This window comes from Acinetobacter sp. C32I (assembly GCF_023702715.1).
Lineage (GTDB): Bacteria > Pseudomonadota > Gammaproteobacteria > Pseudomonadales > Moraxellaceae > Acinetobacter.
The window spans coordinates 771,568-789,632 of record NZ_CP098480.1 but is presented as its reverse complement, the minus strand read 5'-3'; the positions used below and the strand labels follow the sequence as shown (position 1 = coordinate 789,632).

Sequence of the window (18,065 nt, the reverse complement as noted above, 5' to 3'; positions counted from 1 at the left end):
GATTATTTAATAGCATTGACCTTTTGGATCATTTTATCAGTTAAATCATACTGAGCGTCAGAGGCAATCGTAGAATTTTTATTCAAAATAAAGTCTAAGTTGTTCTCTTTACGCAATTGTTCAGCAGCTTGCTTCACACGAGACTCAAAAGTCGTATTCATTGCCTGTAAACTTGACTGAACTTTGGTCTGCAAACCCTGTTGAGTCGAATTAAATTCACTCAGCTTTGATTGATACTGAGCAGTCAACTTCTGAATATCAGCTTGATTCATTTTTTGACCATCGGTCTGTGCTTTTTGCTGTAAAGATTCGAGTTCTTTACCCAATTGCTCAAGACGAGTTGAGGTTGGTTTAACTGATTGAGTGAGGCTTGCATTTTGCTGTTTCAGATAAGTACTGCTCTCAACAACTTTAGCCAAATCGACCACTGCAAGGCCTGCTGCATTTACTGACGCAGAAACCGTGAAGCCTAAACCTAACATCAGCATTACTAATTTTTTCATTTTTACATCCTTTATATTTTACAGCGCTAAACGAGGTCGTCCTTAGAAGGTACGACCGATTTCGAATTGGATTGATTTAGTATCATCGCCTTTTTTATCATTCAGCGGGAATGCATAACTCAGTGATAATGGGCCAATCATAGTAATCCATGTGAAGCCTACACCAACGCTGTAGCGCATATTACCAAAATCTAACTTATTGTTATCTTTACAATATTGTTTAATATCAACATCCTTCCCATCAATTGTAACAGTACCTTTTGGTACATCACATTGAGTGTCAAACACTTGTGCACCTTCAGCGAACAATACAGGACGAACTTGACGAGTCCAATCACCCTTAAATGGTAAAGGAAGTGCTAGTTCTGTACCAAATTGAACTAAGGCATTACCCCCAACTTCTTCTGGATCAGGGTCATTCTGTCCAGTTTCCTGGAAAATCACACTTGGATACTTCGGCCCCAAAGTACTGTTGTCATAACCACGAACTGAACCGTAACCACCCGCATAGAAGTTCTTATAAAATGGTAAATCGTTACCATAGCCTAACTTACCATAGCCACGAAGTACAAATCCGCCCCAAAGTGGTTTAAAGGCTTGAGCATCATAGGTTAACTTTTGATAGTCGACATCACTACCTGGTAAACCAATTTCCAAACCAACGCGGTGAGACATACCTGATGTTGGGAAAATTGGGCGGTTTAAAGTGTTATATGACCAACCTAAGTTTAAATTGTAAGTTAAATATGTACCTTCAAATTGATCACCAAAATTATAGATCTGATCTTCCGGACATGGTTTGTAACCTGTAACGACACCATTCTCAATAATCGGTTCTAAGTCAACTTTACAACGATCAGCTGAACGATGTGTCTCTTTACCGCCGTTTGCTAACAAATAGTCACGGATATAAGTAGAAACACTAGGGCCTGTACGCACTTTCGTTTGATCAACACCTAAAGATGCACTTAAGCTTTGGTTTTCATCGATTGGATAACCAAAACTTACACTACCACCAATACTATCAGTAACATAGTTGTTAACGTTATAGTCTTCATTCAGTTTTGTTTTACGATAATAAACGTTATAACCACGGCTAACACCATCAATGGTGAAGTATGGATCAGTAACACTTAAGTTATAGTAATCTTGTGTTTCAGAACGTGACAAGTCGATCGCAACACGATTACCTGTACCCATAAAGTTCGTTTGACTTAAACCTGCTTGGAAGGTTACACCACCATTTTGCGAGTAACCTACTGCTAGCGTGGTCGTACCAGAATGCTGTTCTTCAACATTCACATTTAAATCAACTTCATCAGGTGAATTTGGAACACGAACAGGCTTCACATCAACCGTTTTAAAGAAACCAGTACGCTCTAAACGAACTTTGGATAAGTCAATTTTCTCATTGCTTGCCAATGCGCCTTCCATCTGACGCATTTCACGACGTAATACTTCATCCGCAGTTTTACTGTTGCCTGCGAAGTTAATGCGACGTACTGTTACTTGTTGACCAGGATTGATGTAGTAATTTAAACCAACAACACCTGTTTGATTATTAATATCAGGCACCACATTCACTTCAGCGTAGTAGTAACCTGCATTACCATATTTGCGTAGCAATAATTGTTTAACGGCATTTACTTTTTCTTGAGAATAGGTTTCGCCATCTTTATACAGTTTGAGCGCTTGTAATTCTTCAGGCTTATACAGCGCATCACCCAGGAATTTCGTTTCACCAAACTTAAATTGACTACCTTCATCCACTGATACTTCAATAAAGATATGCTTCTTATCTTCGCTGATGTTCAGTTGAGAGTTAATGATATTAAAGTTGATATAGCCTTTGTTTAAATAGAGGGCACGTAAAGCTTCTAGACTTGCAGCCATCTTTTCACGGGCATAGCGGTCATTACGGGTTACAATAGAAGCCCAACCACTTTCCTTCACTGCAAAGGCTTGTTTAATATCACTGTCACTGAAAACAGTATTACCAATAATATTGATATCAAATACTTTAGCTGCTGTACCTTCATTAAAATTCAGCTTAAGCTCAACACGGTTATTTGGGCGTGCAACGGTTTCAACAGTCACATCCGCATCGTAACGGCCTTGCTGGGTATATTGTTGTTCTAGCTCAGTTTCAATGGTCTGTAGTGCAGACTTCTTAAACACTTCACCTTCAGCAATACCCATCTTCTTCAAGCCTTGTTCCAAGGCCTCTTTCGGAATGAGTTTATTACCTTTAAATTCCAACTTTGAAATTACTGGACGTTCAACAACTCTAAACACTAAAACATCATTTTCTTTATAGGTTTTAATGTCATCAAATAAACCAGAAGCATATAGCGTACGGATTGCCTCAGCAATCATAGGATCACTGACTCTATCGCCACTATTTATTGGTAACATAGAATAGATACTTGCAGGTGTTAAACGCACTAAGCCATCAATTCGTATATCTCGTGCAAGAAACTCATCTGCTGCGTATGCTTGTTGTACCACTGCCATCGCACTAACCAGTGCCAAAGGCATTAATAAATGTGTGTGACGCATGCCCATATATTTTCCAGTAAGTTAAATTCCATTTGCGTTTTTTTATAAACGCATGAAGTCGTTAAATAAAGCCAAAAGCATCATGCTACCGAGCAGTACCATACCAACTTTTAGACCAAACATCTGTATTTGTTCAGAAACAGGTTTACCACGAATTGCTTCGATAAAGTAATAAACTAAATGTCCACCATCCAACATTGGAATCGGCAGTAAATTTAGAATCCCTAAACTCACACTCATCAAAGCCATAAATGAAATAAAGGTTTGCCATCCCATTTCCGCACTTTGACCAGCGACTTTAGCAATCGTGATTGGACCCGACAAATTATCCAATCCGATTAAACCACGCACCATTTTGATGATGGAGTTAAAAATCATGCCTGAAAGCTGTGTAGTCTTTTCAAATGCAACGCCCAGCGCTTCGACAGGTGAATATTGAATGGTTTGTTTATAATCATTCGGGATCGTGATTTTACCAGCATCACTTTTCACGCCGAGCATCCCGGTCGTATTACCCATATTATCGCGTTGCCCTTGAGGCATCACCTGTAGATGGACCAATTGACCTTGACGCATTACATCAATATTTAACAGCTTTTCTGGTGATTTTTGCACCACATCCACCACATCAAACCAATCTTTCATTGCAACATTATCAATTGCAACAATTTGGTCTCCCACCTTCATACCTTGGCGGATTGCAGCACCATCTGCACTCAGCTCTTTCACTGTTGCAGGAATGACAGGACGATAAGGTAAAAAGCCCAATACATCTAAAGGTGATTGACTTTGATCTTTTAGAAATTCTTTGATGGGTAAACTAAATTGTTTCTCAGTTCCTGCACGGTCAACAATAATGGAGACCTGTCCAGTTTCACCTACACGGTTGACCAAAGCATAATTTAGCTTTTCCCATGTTGATGTTGTTTGCCCATCCACCATCAACACTTTATCGCCAACATGTAAATCAACTTGTGCAGCAGGCGTATTTGGCATGATTTTGCCAATACGCGTATTCAGTTGATCTTGTGCAGGCAAAAATAAAATCCAAAACAGGAACACAGCAAAAATAAGATTAATCAACGGACCAGCAGCAACAATCGCAATACGTTTCCACGGAGATTGACGGTTAAACGCATGCGGTAAATCTTGTTCAGCAACATTACCCTCACGTTCATCCAACATCTTGACATAACCACCTAACGGTAATGCGGAAAGTTGATATTGAATACCTGATTTTTTAGATTGCCATTTTAGTAGTGTTGGGCCAAAGCCAATAGAATAAACCAGAACTTTAACACCGAGTTTGCGTGCAACCCAGTAATGACCAAATTCGTGAATTGCGATCAGAGGACCAAGCAACAAAATCGCTGCAACAATCATAAATAGTGCATTCATACGATTTAGCCTCCTATATCCACAATATATTTTTCTGCAATTCGTCTTGCGATCATATCAGTCTGCAAAATGATGTCTATGTTTTCTGCTTTAGCATTTTGTACAGTTTGCAAAGTATTTTCGACTACTTGAGCAATCTGAGTAAATCGAATCCTTTGCTGCAAAAATGCTGCAACCGCAATTTCATTGGCCGCATTTAAAATCGTTGGTGCCAAACCACCTGCACGCATTGCCTGACGCGCTAAATCCAAAGCTGGAAACTTAACAAGATCAGGCGATTGAAAATTTAATTGAGCTGTCTCAAACAAATTCAACGCAGGAACATGGGTCGCTAGACGTTTAGGCCATGCTAATGCATGTGCAATCGGCGTACACATATCAGGATTACCCATTTGTGCCAAAGTTGATCCATCCACATATTGCACCATGGAATGAATAATACTTTGTGGGTGAACAACAACTGTAACAAAATGTTCTGATATTGAAAACAAATGACAAGCTTCGATCAATTCTAAGCCTTTATTCATTAAAGTTGCAGAGTCGACTGAGATCTTTTGCCCCATTGACCAATTTGGATGTTTGCATGCTTGCTGAGGAGTCACATCATGCAACTGCTCCAAGGAGTGATTCAGAAAAGGGCCGCCAGATGCGGTTAGTAGAATCTGTGACACCCCCAATTGAGGCTGGCCCGTTCTTTCAGCATTTAAATAATCATGCGGTAAAGACTGAAAAATAGCATTGTGCTCAGAGTCCACAGGTAGCAATAATGCCTGATGCTCTTTGACTGCCTGCATCATGATGTCACCCGACATCACCAGCGCCTCTTTATTGGCAAGCAAAACACGCTTACCTGCCTTTACTGCTGCCAATGTAGGGAGTAAACCTGCCGCCCCAACAATTGCCGCCATAACGATATCAACATCAGCATGTGCAGCGATTGAGATTAAGCCTGCCTCATCGGTTAAGATTTCAATCTGTTTTAGGTTTTCTTGATTGAAGCGCTGTTGCAACTCAAATGCTTTATCATTCGGCACAACAACAATTTTTGGATGATATTTTTTACAAATTTCTAAAAGTTCATCTAAACGACTATATGCAGAGACTGCAAATACAGTGTATTGGTCTGGGTGTTGTTCCAATACTTTTAAAGTACTTTGTCCAATTGAACCCGTAACACCCAATATACAAACAGCTTGAGTCATTTAAAGATCTACACCAATAAGTTTTAATATATACATACCCGTTGCAAAAATCGGTGCAGCGGCAAGTAAGGAGTCAATACGATCTAACACACCACCATGCCCAGGCAGTACACGGCCAGAATCCTTGATTCCTGCCCGACGTTTAATCATCGACTCAAACAAGTCACCCAATACCGAAGCAAACACAGTAATAATTGAAAGAATTAAGAACAGAATAAGCTGTATTGCAGTTAAATTTAAATAGGTATATTGCACAACCAACATGATAATCACGGTTGTCGCGATACCACCATATAAACCTTCAACAGATTTATTGGGGCTCACAAAAGGTGCAAGTTTCTTCTTACCGAATTTGCGCCCAACAAAATATGCACCACTATCCGCCCCCCAAACAAGTAGGAACAGATACATTAGCCACCATGGTGAGCTATGCCAAACAGCATAAAGCGAGGTCACTGCGGCAGAAATCAGAATAAAACCGACAATATGTAAGGATGCGTTATACCAACTATCGGATTCAGGGAAGTTCTTGACCCAATAGATACTGCCCAACCAAGTGAGAATAGAGGCAGCCCAGAGTAAAAGTGCTACATCATCAAAAAACAATGCCAGTGTCGCTACTGCTGCGACTGCACCACCATAAATCCAAGCTTTAGGTTTTGACACTGGTGATGTTGTACGAGGCATAAGCTTAAACCACTCATAACCTGCAACCCCCGCGGCTAAAATCATAAGCACAAACATTGGATAATGTGATTGCGTTGCAAACATGCAACTTAAAACAACAGCAACTAACACCAATGCGGTAATAATCCGCTCTAACATTATTAATTCTCTATTTTCGCTTGTTGAATCTGTTCTGAAGTTTTACCAAAGCGTCTTTCACGTCCTGAAAAAACACGAAATGCGTAATCCAACTCTTTTACAGTAAATTCTGGCCACAAGGTATCGGTAAAGTACAATTCGGCATACGCAGCTTGCCATAACAAAAAGTTAGACAAACGGTAATCTCCACCTGTACGAATTAACAAATCAACAGCAGGGAGATCATTTAGACTGACATATTTATCAAATAAATCAACATTTATCTGATCTGCTTGAAGTTTTCCTGCAAGTACATCTTGAGCAATGACTTTTGCCGCCTGTGCCATATCCCACATACCACCATAACTAATGGCAATTGTTAGGGTCATTGAATCAAAAACTGCTGTTTTCTGCTCTGCATATCGCATTAAATCACGCAACTCATTTGACAACCGAGAGCGGTCTCCAATGAAACGAAGCGCGATATTGAATTTCTCCATACGAGGCAATTGCTCATGAATTGTCTCTTCCAACAATCTCATCAGCAAGTCAACTTCGTATTGTGGTCGATTCCAGTTTTCACTTGAAAAAGCAAAAACCGTTAACGCTCGAACACCTTCTTTTTTGCAATGTTCAACAATCGGATCCAAGACATTCTTGCCTTCCCGATGCCCATCGCCTTTTTGCATTTGCTTTTTTTTGGCAAAACGATTGTTGCCATCCATAATGATGGCAACATGTTGAGGAAGAAGCGTTTCTTCTTGCAAGGTCATATGAAATCAGACCTTCATCAATTCTGCTTCTTTCGCTGCAAGACGTTTATCAACTTCTGCAACATATTTATCAGTAATTTTCTGAATATCATCAGATGCACGACGATCATCATCTTCAGAAATTTCTTTTTCTTTCAATAATGCTTTGAGATCACCTAACACATCGCGACGAATATTACGAATCGCAACTTTGGCATTTTCAGCTTCAGCACGCGCAACTTTTTGCATATCACGGCGAGTTTCTTCAGTTAACGCAGCCATTGGTACACGGATTGCATCAGCAGTAATAGGGTTCAATCCAAGACCTGCTTCACGAATCGCTTTATCAATCGCAGCAACCATTGAACGTTCAAATGGTTGAACCAACAGGGTACGCGAATCTTCAAGCCCGATATTTGCAACTTGATTCAATGGCACATCAGAGCCGTAGTAAGAAACCATCACACCATTTAAAATAGATGGGTGCGCACGACCTGTACGAACTTTGGCAAAGCCCAACTCTAAAGAGTCGAGCGACTTCTGCATACGCTGTTCGCTATCTTGTTTGAGATCGTTAATCATATGATCTTCCTTACTTATTCATTAGGTATTACAAAATATTTAGACATTAGTATAAAGAGCTTTATGTCTCACGTACATGAGGGTTTATTAACATTTCACAGATGATTGCGACAGAGAATATTTTTTAGTCTAAAACACAATGCATGGTGAAATATTAACAGGTCCTAATTAGTAACGTGTGTACCCTCTTTTTCGCCCATTACAACAGAAAGTAATGCGCCAGATTTGTTCATATCAAAAACTTGTAGTGGCACATTGTGATCACGACATAAACAAATTGCGGTAAGATCCATCACTCCAAGCTTTTCATCAAGCACTTGGTCAAAAGTTAAATTGTCATATTTAACCGCATCATCGTATTTGCTTGGATCTTTATTATAAACACCATCCACTTTCGTCGCTTTCAAGATCAAGTTCGCCTCAATCTCGATACCACGTAAACATGCTGCTGTGTCTGTGGTAAAGAATGGATTACCTGTACCCGCAACAAATACACAAACTTCACCTTGGCTCAAGTGACGAATCGCATCACGGCTTGAGTATGGCTCAACCACTGTACCAATCGATAATGCTGACATTAAACGCGTTTTGATATTACGACGCACCAACGCATCACGCATTGCTAAGCCATTCATTACCGTTGCCAACATCCCCATTTGGTCACCTGTTACACGACCAACCAAACCGTCTTTCTGTAACTGGCTACCGCGGTATAAGTTACCACCACCAACAACGATACCCACCTGCACACCTAAACCAACCAAGTGTGCAATTGAAAGTGACATCTGATCTAATACTTGGGCATCAATACCCATATCTTTATTACCTGCTAAAGCTTCACCCGAAAGCTTTAGCAAAATTCGTGCATAACGTGGATTTTTAGAAGCTGACATACCTTTACTCCAAACCGACCAATCTCAAATTTCTTAAATTTAATTCAATATCAAGCAGATTTAATCTGAATTAACTTTGCAAACAAATCATATTCATCTGCATCGGTAATTTCGACTTCAAGCAGATCACCTGCTTTAATCACACTCTTATCAATATCTTCAACAAAAACATTGCCATCAATTTCTGGCGCATCTGCATATGAACGTGCCACAGCAACAGGGAATTCATCTTCCAAGCTGTCCACAAGCACTGTCATTTTCTGACCGATACGTTTTTGTAATTTTGCTGCAGAAATCGCTTGCTGAACCTCCATGAAGCGTTCATAGCGATCTTGCTTAATTTCTTCTGGCACATGATCAGGTAGATCATTCGCAGTTGCACCTTCGACAGGCGAATAAGTAAAGCAACCGACACGATCAAGCTGAGCTTCTTTCAGCCATTCCAGCAAAATCTGGAAGTCTTCCTCTGTTTCACCAGGGAAACCAACAACGAATGTTGAACGAATCACCAATTCAGGGCATTTTTCACGCCACAATTTAAGGCGTTCTAATGTGTTTTCGCTATGAGCTGGTCGCTTCATCAATTTTAAGATGCGCGGACTGGCATGCTGAAAAGGAATATCTAAATAAGGCAGGATTTTACCTTGCGCCATAAGATCAATGGCAGCATCTACATGCGGATATGGATAAACATAATGTAAACGTACCCAAATCCCAAGCTGACCAAGCGCTTCACACATGTCATAGAATTTGGTTTTAACTGGCTGGCCGTTCCAGAAATCTAACTTGTACTTGGTATCCACGCCATAGGCAGAGGTATCTTGAGAAATCACCAAGATTTCTTTTACACCCGCACGCTTAAGCGCAGCAGCTTCATCTAACACCTTACCGACTGGGCGAGACACGAGGTCGCCACGCATACTTGGGATAATGCAGAATGTACAGCGATGATTACAACCTTCTGAAATTTTTAAATAGGCATAATGCTTCGGCGTTAAACGAACACCTTGCTCAGGAACTAAATCAATAAATGGGTTGTGTTTTGGTGGTGCAGGCACATATTCATGTACTGCTTCCATCACATCTTGATAAGCTGCCGCCCCTGTTACTTTAAGTACATTGGGGTGCATTTGGCGAATTTTGTCTTCGTCTTTACCTAAGCAACCTGTAACGATTACTCGCCCATTCTCGCTCATGGCTTCGCCAATGGCATCTAAAGACTCTTGCACTGCAGATTCAATAAAACCACAGGTGTTAACAACAACCAAATCTGCACCGTCATAATCTGATGCAACCTGATAACCTTCAGTCTTTAACTGAGTTAAAATTCGTTCAGAATCTACCAATGCCTTAGGACAACCTAAAGATACAAAACCGACTTTGGGGGTCTTCATGAATCTGCGCTCCACTTGAATCGGCGTATTGTATGACTTTTCTTTGTCTACGCATAGCTGCAAAGCCATCTCTTTGTGTAATGCACCAAAATACAACCAAAATTTTAAACAAAATCCAACAACGCACCAATTTGAAGCATAATAAAATATTAAAATAAGCGGATGTATGTGAAAAATACCGTATAAATCGATTCATTTAGATTTAAGTGATTGAAATTTAGTTAATACAAAGTTGGCTTGTATTTTGCATAAAGTACATTTTAGAAGTTAATGGCTCTTCATTAAAATTTATATTTATTGCGCCATTTTAAAACAGGACGATTCACAAATGGATCAACAGAACACTATCGACTATCGACTCTTAGTAGATAATCTGACAACTGCCATTTTATTGGTCGATAGTAAGCTTAATATTTTTTATTTAAATTCTGCTTGTGAAGCATTATTTGATATCAGCTTACTGCGCGCATCAGGTCAGCCTGTATTAAATTTGCTGCATGCACATGATGATACCTTCAATACCCACGAAGCTTTATTAAACACCTTAGAAAGTGGTCAACACTATACTCGTCGTGAAGCGGTAATCAATGTGAATTTTAAACCCATTCATGTCGACTACACCGCTTCACAGCTCAATGCTGGTAAAAGTTATCACCCTTTATTATTAATCGAACTTAATCCAATTGATCGGATGTTAAAAATTTCAAAGGAAGAAAACCTCGTTCAACAACACCAAGTGGCCAGACAATTGGTCCGTGGCGTGGCACATGAAATTAAAAATCCTTTGGCTGGTATTCGTGGCGCAACACAATTACTGGCACGTAGTTTAGGTGATGATAGCTATCGTGAATTTACCGATATTATTATTAGCGAAGTTGATCGACTTACTAATTTGGCAGATACCATGCTTGGTTCTCGTCAATTGCCAAGTTATGAACTCAGCAATGTGCATGAACCCTTAGAACGTGTTCGCTCACTCATCGCAAACCAAACCAAGAAAAAAATCAAGATTACCCGTGATTATGACTTGTCCTTGCCTGATGTCATGGCTGATCGCGACCAACTGATTCAAGTCATGCTCAACATTAGTGTCAATGCAGTACAAGCCATGACAGAGAATAAAGAATTCTTTACCGACTCTGAACCTGAACTGGTTTTAAGAACCCGGATACAACGCCTCGTTACGATTAATGGTGTATTAAACCGCTCAGCTGTTCGTATCGACATCGAAGACAATGGTCCTGGTGTTCCAGAAAGCATTCTCGAGTCAGTTTTTTATCCACTAGTTACAGGTCGTGCCAAAGGTACTGGGCTTGGCCTCAGTATTGCTCAAAATATTATGCATCAACATAACGGAATGATTGAGTGTCAGTCAGTTCCAGGAAAAACCATATTTAGCCTATATCTACCTTGGGAGTTAAACCATGTCACGAAATAAAATTTGGGTAATAGATGACGATCGTGCCATGCGTTGGGTACTTGAGAAAACCTTTAAAGAAGAAGGTTTTGATGTCACCAACTTTGAAGAAGCACAAACCGCTCTGGAACGCTTACATGACGATGCACCTGATGTGATTTTGACGGACATCCGCATGCCAGGGATTGATGGTCTAACCTTCTTATCCAAGGTGAAGAACACACATCCTGACCTGCCCGTGATTATCATGACTGCCCACTCCGACTTAGAGTCTGCAGTATCAAGCTATCAAACAGGTGCTTTTGAATATTTACCGAAACCATTCGATATCGATGAAGCATTGGCTTTAGTTAATCGTGCGATTTTGCATATCAACAAATTGCAACAACAAGAAGCAACCAAAACGGCTTCACCCTTGCAATCAACCGAAATTATCGGCGAATCCCCTGCAATGCAGGAAGTTTTCCGAGCAATTGGTCGTTTATCACAATCACATATTACGGTGTTGATTAATGGTGAATCAGGTACAGGTAAAGAGTTGGTTGCTCATGCTTTACACAAGCACTCACCGCGTCGTGCCAAACCATTTATTGCACTGAATATGGCAGCCATTCCAAAAGACTTAATCGAAACTGAGTTATTTGGACATGAAAAAGGTGCATTTACAGGTGCAAACACCCAACATCAAGGCCGTTTTGAACAAGCCAATGGGGGTACTTTGTTCCTCGATGAAATTGGGGACATGCCTTTTGAAACGCAAACACGCTTGCTCCGTGTTTTGGCAGATGGTGAATTCTACCGTGTCGGCGGACATATTCCAGTTAAGGTCGATGTACGTATCGTGGCTGCAACCCACCAAGATTTGGAAAAGCTGGTCAATGAAGGCCGTTTCCGTGAGGACTTATACCATCGTCTGAACGTGATTCGTATTCACATTCCAAAGCTGTCACATCGTAGCGAAGATATTCCGATGTTGGCTCAACATTTCTTGGCTCGTGCCGGTAAGGAACTGGGTGTCAGCCCTAAAATCTTGCGTACTGAAACCACAGACTATATGCAACAACTGCCTTGGCCTGGTAATGTTCGTCAACTAGAAAACACCTGCCGTTGGTTAACCGTCATGATCACGGGGCGTGAAGTTTATCCAGAAGACCTACCAGCTGAACTTAAGCAAGCTTCTGTGCATAAAAGCAATGACGCACAAGCAGCATCAAACACCAGCCCAGCCTTGGTTGAACGTATTGCTGTGCACCATTGGGATGAATTACTGGGGCAATGGGCAATTCAAAAGCTGAAAAATGGCGAAATGAAAATATTGGATATTGCAACACCTATGTTTGAACGCACTTTGATTAATGCCGCCTTACAACAAACCCGTGGTCGTAAACGCCATGCTGCTGAACTTTTGGGTTGGGGACGCAATACGCTTACCCGCAAGCTCAAAGAACTCGGCATGGACTCTACTGATGACGAAGAAGACGAAGAAGTTCGCTCTGCTTAGAGCAGTTATCTCAAAAAAGCGAATCCATGTGATTCGCTTTTTACTTAAATAGAGATGTTTTGAAACACTCATCAATTTGATTGCCATACAAGAGATATGGTTTTTGTTATACTAGGGAGAACCCCATTACTGCAAAGTAGATAATGACTGATATTTGCTATCCAAGCTGTGCCAAACCTCAAACTCGTCGTGGAGAAGAACGTCGTTTTGCCCTATTACTGTGCGCAACCGATTTATTTTTAGAGAAAGGTTATGAAGCCGTGTCTTTGGATGACATCGTCAATCATGCAGGAGGTTCGAAAACCTCTATTTACAAGTACTTTGGCAACAAGGAAGGTTTATTTACTGCCATTTGTGATTACCGTAGAGAAGTCTTCTTTAAAGGTGTATGTTTTCCCTATATATCGGAAGCAGGGAATTTAAGAAACTATTTAACCCAGACCCTTCAACGTTTTTATCAACATATCATTCAGCCTGAAAACATCGCCTTCATGCGCATGTTTACCGAGCAAACTCAAAAAGATCCACAACTTGCACATTATTTTTATAATCAATGTGCCTTAAATATTCAAAATACCATCGCGTTCGCCTTAGAACATGCCCATACAAATGGAGAGATTTTCTGTGCCAAACCCCAATTTTCAGCCACCATGTATTTTGGTATTTTACGTGATGTCGAATGGCGCAACTTAATGGGTTTAAATGTTCCTGCGGATGATGCAGAAATCATTGATTATATTAACTATTCTGTAGATTTATTTTTAAAGGCTCATCAAAAGGTCTAATTCTTTTGCATTTTCCCGAGCGTATAGTATAGTAGTCAATTCTTTTTTATTCACCACTCGTTAAACAGCAATTAATTATTGTTTTTATTCAATAATTATTGTGGGAGTAGCTATGGCGCTTCGGCATTTCCTAACTTTACGTGACCTATCCTCATTAGAACTGCAACGCATTTTAGATCGTGCACAAGAACTTAAACGCATGCAACATAGCAATACGCTATACCAACCTTTTGCGGGTAAAGTGTTGGGAATGATTTTTGAGAAGTCGAGTACACGTACACGTATTTCTTTTGAAGCAGGTATTTGCCAATTCGGTGGTAGTGCAATTTTTCTTTCACCACGCGATACACAATTGGGTCGTGGTGAACCGATTGAAGACTCTGCACGTGTCATTTCGAGCATGCTGGATATCGTCATGATCCGTACCTTTGGTCATGATATTGTGGAACGCTTTGCATCTTACTCTACTGTTCCAGTGATCAATGGTTTGACTGATGACCATCATCCTTGTCAGTTGCTTGCTGATTTGCAAACTTTCCAAGAACACCGTGGCAGCATTGAAGGCAAAACTGTGGCTTGGATTGGTGATGGCAATAATATGTGTAATTCATATATTGAAGCCGCACACATGATGGGCTTTAAACTGAAAATTGCATCTCCTGAAGGCTATGAACCACAAGCAAAATTCCTCGCTGAATTTGCCGACTGCGTAGAAGTGTTTAATAAAGCTGAAGATGCAGCGGTGAATGCCGATCTCATCGTAACTGACGTTTGGGCCAGCATGGGACAGGAAGAAGAACAAAAACTACGCGAAAAAGCTTTTTCCGATTTCCAAGTCAATGAAAAACTCATGGACTTGGCGCATCCTGATTGCTTATTCATGCATTGCTTACCAGCACATCGTGGTGAAGAGATTTCAGAACATATGCTGGATCACAAAAATGCGGTGGTTTGGGATGAAGCGGAAAACCGTTTGCATGCTCAAAAAGCGTTGATGGAATTCTTACTGAACGAGAATCTTAAAAAAGATTGAGTTGAATAAAAACAGCATCATTTGATGCTGTTTTTATTTGTGTGCTTTAAATTGAACATGGAAATAAAAACACTTATAGTAAGACAAGCCCTTTAGAATAAGTTTCTCACTATGTGAGAAACTTCACTCAATACACAGCGGACGTTATGACCTCACTTGAACAAGCCTTATCTCAAATACCAAATTTTTCTTTGGTGCATGAGCATCTGTTTAGCTCTGCTCAACCGACTGCTGAGCAATTACAACACATTAAAGAATACGGTTGCAGCACAGTAATTAACCTTGCAACCAGCAAATCTGATCATCATCTGGCCAAGCAAGACCAGATCTGCTTGGATTTGGGACTAAACTACATCCATATTCCAATTGGTTGGGATGTACCTTGCTCTGAGCAATGTTTATTTGTTTTAGATCTGATTGATCATTTGGTACAAAACGAGATCATTTGGCTACACTGCGACGACAATATGCGTGTTAGTAGCTTGATGTACCTCTATCGCCAATTCTATATGAATATTGATCTACCGACGGCCCAAGAGCTATTGCACCAAACTTGGGAACCCAATGAAACATGGACTGGTTTAATTCATAGCATTACTTTACAACTGCAAGGTCGTAAAGCAACACAAGAACTCGAACAATCATTGATCAATAGCAATCATTTTGCTTGATGGGAAACCAGCACGGTTGCGGTCGCCAAAATACCTTCTTGGCGACCAGTAAAACCTAGCTTTTCAGTGGTTGTGGCTTTAATACTGATTTGAGTCACATCAACATCCAAGACATCTGCAATACTTTGACGCATTTCTAGATTATGTTTTGCTAACTTAGGACGCTCGCAAGCGACGGTGATATCAGCATTATTGAGTTGATAACCACGATCTAAAATCAATTGGTAAACATGTTTGAGTAACAAACGACTATCTGCACCTTTATATTCTGGATCTGTATCTGGAAAATGCTGTCCAATATCACCCAGTGCTAAAGCACCCAATAATGCATCACTCAGTGCATGTAACACCACATCGCCATCTGAATGTGCCTTTAAACCGTGTGTATGCGGGATTCGAATACCAGCTAAGGTAACAAACTCACCTTCTTCAAATGCATGTACATCAATCCCTTGTCCAATCCGAATTTGAGCAACCATATGATTTTCCTTTTACAATATACCGAACAAATCTTGTATTCAGGCTTTCTATTTCGCTATAGTACGTTGAGCAAATTAGACTGAAAGTATAAGTGATTATGCTGTTTAACACTGTAAGAAATCAATTAAAGAAAGCTGGTTACATCATCACATTGAGTTGTTTTTGCTCAACATTTGCCTATGCAGAAGCAATTGACTGCAGCAGCAATGATTTAAACGCTAAAAAAATCTGTACTAAGCAATATCAAGAGCAGCGTTTAAAGTTGAATGCCAAGTTTCTGACTGCTTATTTAGTGACTGATGCCCCACTACAGCTATTACATGACACTCAAAGCGTGTGGTTGAATCAGATACAGCAGTGCAAAACCAAGAATTGCTATCAACAGCAATTTGATGCCCGTTTGGACGATTTGAATTTTTATACCTCGATGAATCAAACGCTGACCCAGCATTATTTGAAATATGAACAAGGTAAGCTCGCCCCACAACCTGTTCATCTACAAATTCACCAACTGGATAAAGACAAACTTAAAATTGAAGGGACTGCGTATCGCAATCCGAATAACCGCCTAGAAACCCAAACACTTTCCTTACTGGCCTATAGTACGCCAGAGCAACGAAATCAAATTATTGATAATGAAAAAAAATGCCAATATCAGTTTGATTTCCAGAAAGCATTGTTGATTATTAAATCCAAACAGAAAGACTGTGATAGATTTACAGGGATTTATCGCTTATACGATTAATCAAAATAAGAAAAAGCCGATGTTTACACATCGGCTTTTTTATTTAGTTTGGGTATTTCTGTGCAATTTCTTGACTAATCAATACTGCGGTTGCTGCGGACAAAGTCCAACCTAAATGGCCATGCCCCGTATTGTAAAACACCCGTGCATGTTTACCCTGTCTAACAACAGGCAACATATTCGGCATCATTGGGCGTAGGCCTGCCCAAGGAACAACATGCTCAGTGGAGATATCAAAGTTCTGGTTGACCCAATTAATCAATGGTTGAATGCGATCGGCACGAATATCTCGGTTATATCCATTAAATTCTGCTGTTCCGGCAATACGTAAACGATCTGCGCCCAAACGAGAAGTCACAATTTTTGCACTCTCATCTAATAGGCTTACCCATGGTGCATTCTTTACGCTACGCTCATCTTTAAGCTGTACGGTAATGGAATAGCCTTTCACAGGATATACATTCACACTATCCCCTAACATATCAGCCAGTTGATAGCTTCCCACACCGCCACAGACCAAGACCAAATCGGCTACAATTTCAGTGATTCCATCTGCACTTGGATTGACATTCTCCGAGCTGTTTTTACAGTGAACTATGGCTTTATCTTGGCTGAACTTAATATCCACTACATCCAGGCCGAAACAATATTTCACCCCGTATTGCTGTGTTCTTTCTGCCAATCCGACAGAATATTTATGGATATCACCCGTCGCATCACCCGCAGTGTAATAGCCACCATAGTAGTCACCCGTTAATGTCGGCTCAATTGCTTTCATTTCTTCGGGTGTAATAGCATTTCGCTCTAACTTGCCTTCAACCAAAACATCATTCACTTGCTTGGCAATTTGATAGTCTTCTTTGGTGTGGTACATATGTAAAATGCCACGTTTTTCCAGATCAAAAGAAATATTTTCCTGTTCTGCTACCTCAAATAAACGCTGTCTTGCCAATAGTGCTAAACGTACTGTTTCAATCGTATTGGCCTTATAGTTTTTAATATGGGTCAAGAACTCAACTAACCAACGGTATTTGTGTACGCTAAATGAGGGATTGAGCAATAATGGTGCATCTTTTTTACTCATCCATTTGATGCCTTTCAGCACCGTTGCTTTTTGGTTCCATACTTCAGCATTACAGGCAGACAATTGCCCACCATTCGCAAAAGACGTTTCCATCGCTGGAAAAAGATGACGATCAATCACCGTCACCTCATAGCCAAGTTTAACCAATTCATACGCAGACGTTACACCTGTAATCCCCGCACCAATCACAACAACATGTGGCATAGCAAACTCCTAGAAATGCATAACATTTCTTAATGCATAGCCCCATCTGTCATGGTAC

General features: G+C 40.4%; 17 protein-coding genes. 6 read left to right on the top strand and 11 right to left on the bottom strand.

The features are described from left to right. Positions 1–2: 2 nt before the first annotated feature. The 9 genes from NDN13_RS03760 to rimO form a co-directional block, all read right to left on the bottom strand. Entirely contained in the window at positions 3–503 is a 501-nt protein-coding gene (locus NDN13_RS03760; protein WP_251117217.1) for an OmpH/Skp family outer membrane protein, read from the bottom strand. Positions 504–545: 42 nt separating this feature from the next. Further along, positions 546–3,068: an outer membrane protein assembly factor BamA gene (gene bamA, locus NDN13_RS03755; protein ID WP_251117216.1), complete on the bottom strand. Its 2,523-nt coding sequence runs from the start codon at positions 3,066–3,068 to the stop codon at positions 546–548. A gap of 36 nt (positions 3,069–3,104) precedes the next feature. Further along, the gene (gene rseP, locus NDN13_RS03750) at positions 3,105–4,460 is read right to left on the bottom strand and encodes an RIP metalloprotease RseP (protein ID WP_251117215.1); all 1,356 of its coding nucleotides are present in this window, start codon (positions 4,458–4,460) and stop codon (positions 3,105–3,107) included. 5 nt (positions 4,461–4,465) lie between these two features. Continuing rightward, positions 4,466–5,662 (bottom strand): 1-deoxy-D-xylulose-5-phosphate reductoisomerase, encoded by a 1,197-nt coding sequence (gene ispC, locus NDN13_RS03745; RefSeq protein ID WP_251117214.1) that lies wholly within the window; start codon positions 5,660–5,662, stop codon positions 4,466–4,468. Next, positions 5,663–6,487 (bottom strand): phosphatidate cytidylyltransferase, encoded by an 825-nt coding sequence (locus tag NDN13_RS03740; RefSeq protein WP_251117213.1) that lies wholly within the window; start codon positions 6,485–6,487, stop codon positions 5,663–5,665. A gap of 2 nt (positions 6,488–6,489) precedes the next feature. Continuing rightward, positions 6,490–7,239 carry a polyprenyl diphosphate synthase gene (gene uppS / locus NDN13_RS03735; protein ID WP_251117212.1) on the bottom strand — a complete coding sequence of 250 codons (750 nt, stop codon included), beginning with the start codon at positions 7,237–7,239 and terminating at the stop codon, positions 6,490–6,492. A gap of 6 nt (positions 7,240–7,245) precedes the next feature. Beyond that, positions 7,246–7,800 carry a ribosome recycling factor gene (frr, locus tag NDN13_RS03730; RefSeq protein WP_004653307.1) on the bottom strand — a complete coding sequence of 185 codons (555 nt, stop codon included), beginning with the start codon at positions 7,798–7,800 and terminating at the stop codon, positions 7,246–7,248. A gap of 164 nt (positions 7,801–7,964) precedes the next feature. Beyond that, complete coding sequence (gene pyrH, locus NDN13_RS03725; RefSeq protein WP_004772000.1) at positions 7,965–8,693, bottom strand: UMP kinase; 729 nt, start codon at positions 8,691–8,693, stop codon at positions 7,965–7,967. Between the two features lie 50 nt (positions 8,694–8,743). Continuing rightward, positions 8,744–10,087: a 30S ribosomal protein S12 methylthiotransferase RimO gene (gene rimO / locus NDN13_RS03720; protein WP_251117211.1), complete on the bottom strand. Its 1,344-nt coding sequence runs from the start codon at positions 10,085–10,087 to the stop codon at positions 8,744–8,746. 328 nt (positions 10,088–10,415) lie between these two features. On the opposite strand from rimO, the gene glnL reads away from it, so the two are divergent. The 5 genes from glnL to NDN13_RS03695 all read left to right on the top strand — a co-directional run bounded on the left by glnL (position 10,416) and on the right by NDN13_RS03695 (position 15,494). After that, positions 10,416–11,525: a nitrogen regulation protein NR(II) gene (gene glnL, locus NDN13_RS03715; RefSeq protein ID WP_251117210.1), complete on the top strand. Its 1,110-nt coding sequence runs from the start codon at positions 10,416–10,418 to the stop codon at positions 11,523–11,525. Further along, the gene (gene glnG, locus NDN13_RS03710; RefSeq protein WP_251117209.1) at positions 11,512–13,005 is read left to right on the top strand and encodes a nitrogen regulation protein NR(I); all 1,494 of its coding nucleotides are present in this window, start codon (positions 11,512–11,514) and stop codon (positions 13,003–13,005) included. The genes glnL and glnG overlap by 14 nt, the downstream gene beginning before the upstream one ends. A 143-nt stretch (positions 13,006–13,148) precedes the next feature. Continuing rightward, positions 13,149–13,790, top strand: coding sequence for a TetR/AcrR family transcriptional regulator (locus NDN13_RS03705; RefSeq protein ID WP_251117208.1), 642 nt, complete (start codon positions 13,149–13,151; stop codon positions 13,788–13,790). A gap of 112 nt (positions 13,791–13,902) precedes the next feature. After that, the gene (argF, locus tag NDN13_RS03700) at positions 13,903–14,823 is read left to right on the top strand and encodes an ornithine carbamoyltransferase (protein WP_004653300.1); all 921 of its coding nucleotides are present in this window, start codon (positions 13,903–13,905) and stop codon (positions 14,821–14,823) included. A 146-nt stretch (positions 14,824–14,969) separates the two neighbouring features. After that, entirely contained in the window at positions 14,970–15,494 is a 525-nt protein-coding gene (locus NDN13_RS03695) for a protein tyrosine phosphatase family protein (RefSeq protein ID WP_251117207.1), read from the top strand. Here NDN13_RS03695 and ispF read toward each other — a convergent pair. Continuing rightward, positions 15,482–15,973 carry a 2-C-methyl-D-erythritol 2,4-cyclodiphosphate synthase gene (gene ispF, locus NDN13_RS03690; RefSeq protein WP_016540280.1) on the bottom strand — a complete coding sequence of 164 codons (492 nt, stop codon included), beginning with the start codon at positions 15,971–15,973 and terminating at the stop codon, positions 15,482–15,484. The two genes, NDN13_RS03695 and ispF, sit on opposite strands and share 13 nt — an antisense overlap. A gap of 98 nt (positions 15,974–16,071) precedes the next feature. On the opposite strand from ispF, the gene NDN13_RS03685 reads away from it, so the two are divergent. Next, on the top strand, positions 16,072–16,719 hold the full coding sequence (locus NDN13_RS03685; RefSeq protein ID WP_251117206.1) for an A1S_1983 family putative colistin resistance protein: 648 nt from the start codon (positions 16,072–16,074) through the stop codon (positions 16,717–16,719). 43 nt (positions 16,720–16,762) lie between these two features. Here the strand turns inward: NDN13_RS03685 and NDN13_RS03680 are convergent, their stop codons facing one another. Then, the gene (locus tag NDN13_RS03680; RefSeq protein ID WP_251117205.1) at positions 16,763–18,007 is read right to left on the bottom strand and encodes a D-amino acid dehydrogenase; all 1,245 of its coding nucleotides are present in this window, start codon (positions 18,005–18,007) and stop codon (positions 16,763–16,765) included. Positions 18,008–18,065 lie beyond the last annotated feature (58 nt).

What these genes read in the sequence shown, in the direction of transcription:
- NDN13_RS03760 (WP_251117217.1), bottom strand. Translation starts at nt 503, where the DNA reads ATGAAAAAATTAGTAATGCTGATGTTAGGTTTAGGCTTCACGGTTTCT.
- bamA (WP_251117216.1), bottom strand. Translation starts at nt 3,068, where the DNA reads ATGGGCATGCGTCACACACATTTATTAATGCCTTTGGCACTGGTTAGT.
- rseP (WP_251117215.1), bottom strand. Translation starts at nt 4,460, where the DNA reads ATGAATGCACTATTTATGATTGTTGCAGCGATTTTGTTGCTTGGTCCT.
- ispC (WP_251117214.1), bottom strand. Translation starts at nt 5,662, where the DNA reads ATGACTCAAGCTGTTTGTATATTGGGTGTTACGGGTTCAATTGGACAA.
- NDN13_RS03740 (WP_251117213.1), bottom strand. Translation starts at nt 6,487, where the DNA reads ATGTTAGAGCGGATTATTACCGCATTGGTGTTAGTTGCTGTTGTTTTA.
- uppS (WP_251117212.1), bottom strand. Translation starts at nt 7,239, where the DNA reads ATGACCTTGCAAGAAGAAACGCTTCTTCCTCAACATGTTGCCATCATT.
- frr (WP_004653307.1), bottom strand. Translation starts at nt 7,800, where the DNA reads ATGATTAACGATCTCAAACAAGATAGCGAACAGCGTATGCAGAAGTCG.
- pyrH (WP_004772000.1), bottom strand. Translation starts at nt 8,693, where the DNA reads ATGTCAGCTTCTAAAAATCCACGTTATGCACGAATTTTGCTAAAGCTT.
- rimO (WP_251117211.1), bottom strand. Translation starts at nt 10,087, where the DNA reads ATGAAGACCCCCAAAGTCGGTTTTGTATCTTTAGGTTGTCCTAAGGCA.
- glnL (WP_251117210.1), top strand. Translation starts at nt 10,416, where the DNA reads ATGGATCAACAGAACACTATCGACTATCGACTCTTAGTAGATAATCTG.
- glnG (WP_251117209.1), top strand. Translation starts at nt 11,512, where the DNA reads ATGTCACGAAATAAAATTTGGGTAATAGATGACGATCGTGCCATGCGT.
- NDN13_RS03705 (WP_251117208.1), top strand. Translation starts at nt 13,149, where the DNA reads ATGACTGATATTTGCTATCCAAGCTGTGCCAAACCTCAAACTCGTCGT.
- argF (WP_004653300.1), top strand. Translation starts at nt 13,903, where the DNA reads ATGGCGCTTCGGCATTTCCTAACTTTACGTGACCTATCCTCATTAGAA.
- NDN13_RS03695 (WP_251117207.1), top strand. Translation starts at nt 14,970, where the DNA reads ATGACCTCACTTGAACAAGCCTTATCTCAAATACCAAATTTTTCTTTG.
- ispF (WP_016540280.1), bottom strand. Translation starts at nt 15,973, where the DNA reads ATGGTTGCTCAAATTCGGATTGGACAAGGGATTGATGTACATGCATTT.
- NDN13_RS03685 (WP_251117206.1), top strand. Translation starts at nt 16,072, where the DNA reads ATGCTGTTTAACACTGTAAGAAATCAATTAAAGAAAGCTGGTTACATC.
- NDN13_RS03680 (WP_251117205.1), bottom strand. Translation starts at nt 18,007, where the DNA reads ATGCCACATGTTGTTGTGATTGGTGCGGGGATTACAGGTGTAACGTCT.